Source organism: Sphingorhabdus sp. (assembly GCF_044357595.1).
Classification (GTDB): Bacteria; Pseudomonadota; Alphaproteobacteria; order Sphingomonadales; family Sphingomonadaceae; genus Sphingorhabdus_B.
Window position 1 is genome coordinate 1 of the sequence record NZ_JBIKPH010000187.1, and the last position, 3,424, is coordinate 3,424.

Consider the following 3,424-nt stretch of genomic DNA (forward strand, 5'->3'; position numbering starts at 1 on the left):
GCATTCCCGAGCCTGAAGCCGCAGAGGCATTGTTGGCCGAGGCTGAAGGCGAGCGGGCGACAATCATCGCTGAGCGGATGAAAGAGAAGTCACGTTTCTACGCCGAAGCCCGCCATTTGGCGCAGCTGGCCGGAAAAGCCAATGTCACCGATGAAGAAGGCCGTCGCCATTTCGTCGTATGCTCAGGCGGCGGTCCTTCGATCATGGAAGCTGCAAACCGCGGTGCACATGATGTCGGTGCAGAATCCATTGGTCTCAACATCGTGCTTCCGCACGAGCAAGCGCCAAACCTGTTCGTGACGCCACGTTTAAGCTTTCAATTCCATTATTTCGCGTTACGCAAAATGCACTTCTTGCTTCGGGCACGCGCGGTCGCGGTTTTCCCCGGCGGTTTTGGCACCTTTGATGAGTTTTTCGAACTGCTCACACTGATTCAGACGGGCAAGATCAAAAAGATGCCAATCCTGCTGTTCGGGCGTGAATTTTGGAACCGCGTGGTGAATTTTGAGGAGCTTATGCTCGAGGGCGTCATCAGCCCGCGTGACTTGGAACTTTTCCAATTCGTAGAAACCGCAGAAGAGGCATGGGATGCCATCTGCGATTTCTACGAAGTGTCACATTGATTTAACCGAGTTACTTAGCCGGAGCTGCGGCAGCTGCTGGTGCGGCAGCATCTGCTGCTGGTGCTGCGGCAGGTGCTGCTGCATCGGCGGCGGCTGCGTCAGCGGCGGGCGCTTCTGCCGCAGGAGGCGCGGGCAAAGGCAGGTTTGAACCTTGCGCGTTTAGATATAAGATCAAATTCGCGCGTTCTTCCGGATTGCCAAGACCCGCAAAGGTCATCTTGGTACCCGGCGCATATTTCTTTGGGTTGGCCAACCATTTGTCCATGCCTTCCCAATCCCAGTTACCTGGAACGCTTTTCAACGCGTCGGAATAAGCAAATCCAGCCACATGGCCATGTGGCTTACCCATTGATGCCCAGAGATTCGGGCCAATGCCGTTTGCGCCACCTTGTGCAATAGTATGGCAAGCCGCGCACTTCTTGAAAACAGCTTCGCCCTTGGCGACATCGGCAGTCGCGAGCAGCGTTGCGATAGGCACTACAGCGACGCCGCCGGCATCGCCCGATGCCTCCGCAACAACGGCAAAGCCCTCTTTTTCAGGCGCCTCCGGGTGGAAATACATGCCCGTGACGATGCTCAGTCCAAGCGCGACGATGCCGCCTGCCAAAACCCAGCCTGCAATTGTGTTACTACGATCATCCATTGTTTATCAGCCTTGAAAGTGCGTTAAAACACCGGCGCAGAATGACGGCCGGTTCTACGGGCCCCTCTAATGGCGGGCGTTGGCGGGTGCAAGTGTCCAAATCGACACTTGCCCGATAAGTTTCCCTATCCTAACGCCTTGGCCCTATGAACAGTTATCCCGCACCTGCACTGGCAATAGTCAAAGACATGACGCTTGCTGCACATGAACTTCCTGCAAAAGCGATTGCCTTTCAAGGCGCGCCGGGGGCAAACTCCCATTTGGCGGCTCTGGAATATGATGCCGACTGCCTGCCCCTGCCCTGTTTTTCGTTCGAAGACGCCATTGATGCGGTACAGGACGGAACGGCGGCGTGCGCCATCATTCCAATAGAAAATTCGCTGCATGGCCGCGTTGCCGACATTCACTTTTTGCTCCCTGAATCGGGCCTGAGCATCATTGCCGAGCATTTTATGTCGATCCGCCATTGCCTTATGGCCAAATCGGCAGACGCGGTCATAAAAACGGCGATGAGCCACCCACAAGCGCTTGGCCAATGCCGGCATTTCCTGCGCGCCAATGGCATAATTCCGGTTGCCTATGCGGACACCGCTGCCGCTGCTGCGTTTGTTGCCGCCAACGACGACCCGGCGGCTGCGGCCATCGCACCGCCGATTGCGGCCGATTTATATGGTCTGGTTGCCATTAACGATGCCGTGCAAGACGACATGAGCAACATGACGCGATTTGTTGTCCTTTCACGCGCGCCAGTCGATCGCAGCACCCTAACCGGCACGTTGATGACCACCCTCATTTTTGAGGTCAAGAACATCCCCGCTGCTTTGTATAAGGCGATGGGCGGCTTTGCGACAAACGGCGTCAATATGACAAAGCTTGAAAGCTATCAAAACGGCGCAAGCTTTGCCGCCACGGAATTCTTTGCCGATATCGAAGGCGCACCGGGCGACCCAGCCGTGGACCGGGCGCTCGAGGAACTGCGCTTCCACTGCAACTCGGTTCGCTTGCTCGGCACCTATACGCAAACCCGCAACCGCGGTTGAAGCTGTTAAGCAACCGCCTCTTGTGGCGTGGTCTGTATGATTTCAAAGTGGTTCAGTTGGAACCCATACGCATTTTCAAGCGTTGGCTATGTTCTTAACCAAAGGAACATAAGATGGCCGACCTATCACAGATTAAAGAACATGCAGAAGTTATAGGCGCTGACGGCGTTCATGTTGGCACCGTTGATGGCGTTGAAGGAAATCGCATCAAGCTGACCAAGTCAGATTTAGGACAAGGCGGCCATGAAGGCCATCATCATTATATTGATGGCGGACTGGTTGCCTCGGTCCACGATAACACCGTTCGCCTGTCGGCCAATGGCGACGTTGCGTTGACGTTTGAAACTGAAGAAACCAAAGACAACTGATGCAGCGTGGCGGCGACTTTAGTGCGCCGCCCCCCAGCTTAGTCCAGTGCCGATTTCAATGCCCAAGGGCACATTGAGCTTCACCAGCGGCTCTGCGGCATTGGCCATGACGTTGCGGATGATTTCGCTAGCTGCCGCAACATCGGCTTGCGGCAATTCAAATACCAATTCGTCATGCACCTGAAGCAGCATTTGGACGTGGCCTAAGCCAGCAGCTTTAAGCGCCGGTCCCATTTGCACCATGGCGCGTTTGATGATGTCGGCGCTTGTCCCTTGAATGGGTGCATTTATCGCCGCACGCTCGCTGCCCTGCCGTTCGGCTTGGTTGGGCGAGGTGATGCGCGGAAACCATGTTTTGCGCCCGAACAAGGTGGTTGAATGCCCACATTCGCGCACTGTGGCCATCGTTTCCTGAATATAATTGGAAATGCCGGGGAAGCGTTTGAAATACGCGTCAATAAGCGCCTGCGCCTCGTCCGCCGAAGATTCCAGACGCTTTGAAAGTCCCCATCGCGAGATGCCATAGAGGATGGAGAAGTTGATTGTTTTGGCGCGTCCGCGTGTGTCGCGGTTCACTTCGCCAAACAGTTCCAGTGCGGTGCGGGCATGGATATCTTCGCCCTTTTCAAAAGCATCGCGCAACGGCGCCACATCGGCAAAATGCGCGGCAAGGCGCAGTTCGATCTGGCTATAGTCGGCAGACAATATGACATTGCCGGGTTCCGCGACAAATGCGTCCCTTATCTGACG

5 protein-coding genes are annotated in these 3,424 nt (G+C 55.5%); 3 read left to right on the forward strand and 2 right to left on the reverse strand.

Translation table 11 applies throughout. The features are described 5' to 3' along the window. Positions 1 to 623, forward strand: a 623-nt coding sequence (locus ACIQ2T_RS12675; protein WP_397591121.1) for an LOG family protein, incomplete at its 5' end; no start/stop codon positions are given. A 10-nt stretch (positions 624 to 633) separates the two neighbouring features. Here ACIQ2T_RS12675 and ACIQ2T_RS12680 read toward each other — a convergent pair. Next, complete coding sequence (locus ACIQ2T_RS12680; RefSeq protein ID WP_306062286.1) at positions 634 to 1,266, reverse strand: cytochrome c family protein; 633 nt, start codon at positions 1,264 to 1,266, stop codon at positions 634 to 636. A 146-nt stretch (positions 1,267 to 1,412) separates the two neighbouring features. Between ACIQ2T_RS12680 and ACIQ2T_RS12685 the strand changes: the two genes are divergently transcribed. Both ACIQ2T_RS12685 and ACIQ2T_RS12690 read left to right on the forward strand, forming a co-directional pair. Beyond that, positions 1,413 to 2,306, forward strand: coding sequence for a prephenate dehydratase (locus ACIQ2T_RS12685; protein ID WP_397591122.1), 894 nt, complete (start codon positions 1,413 to 1,415; stop codon positions 2,304 to 2,306). Between the two features lie 113 nt (positions 2,307 to 2,419). Beyond that, positions 2,420 to 2,674, forward strand: a complete 255-nt coding sequence (locus ACIQ2T_RS12690) for a DUF2171 domain-containing protein (protein ID WP_397591123.1) — start codon at positions 2,420 to 2,422, stop codon at positions 2,672 to 2,674. Positions 2,675 to 2,692: 18 nt separating this feature from the next. Here the strand turns inward: ACIQ2T_RS12690 and ACIQ2T_RS12695 are convergent. Further along, the coding region (locus tag ACIQ2T_RS12695; protein ID WP_397591124.1) for a DNA polymerase at positions 2,693 to 3,424 on the reverse strand (732 nt) is incomplete at its 5' end.

Excerpts from the sequence above, each read along its gene's own strand:
- ACIQ2T_RS12685 (WP_397591122.1), top strand. The coding sequence starts at position 1,413 with ATGAACAGTTATCCCGCACCTGCACTGGCAATAGTCAAAGACATGACG.
- ACIQ2T_RS12690 (WP_397591123.1), top strand. The coding sequence starts at position 2,420 with ATGGCCGACCTATCACAGATTAAAGAACATGCAGAAGTTATAGGCGCT.
- ACIQ2T_RS12680 (WP_306062286.1), bottom strand. The coding sequence starts at position 1,266 with ATGGATGATCGTAGTAACACAATTGCAGGCTGGGTTTTGGCAGGCGGC.